At 38.5% G+C, this 260-nt stretch carries 1 protein-coding gene; it reads left to right on the top strand.

What is annotated here, in order from left to right:
* Nucleotides 1–260, top strand: a 260-nt coding sequence (locus tag SB822_RS58430) for a hypothetical protein (RefSeq protein ID WP_410859289.1), incomplete at both ends; no start/stop codon positions are given.

Below are 260 nucleotides of genomic sequence, written 5' to 3'. Positions count from 1 at the left end.
GATTACATGATGGGAGTTGTCTTTTTTAATTCCTCTAACGAAGGAAAAGAACTACAAGTTAAATATGTAGGTGAAGGTGCTCACTTCTCCCCTGCTGCACGAATTTGGGTTAAGCGTTCAGGGAATACGGTAGTCGAAACTTTACAAGGGCTTATTGACGAAGCGGAAGATTGTATCATTCGTATGAATGAAAGAATTTTAGAATGTGAGCGAGTAATTAAGCGATGTATTGAAATAACTGAATGGTGCAGAGCAATTAC

Source organism: Paraburkholderia sp. SIMBA_054 (genome assembly GCF_046534875.1).
Lineage (GTDB): Bacteria > Pseudomonadota > Gammaproteobacteria > Burkholderiales > Burkholderiaceae > Paraburkholderia > Paraburkholderia hospita.
Note: the sequence above shows the minus strand (reverse complement) of the source record. Positions and strands in the feature narration are given on the sequence as shown.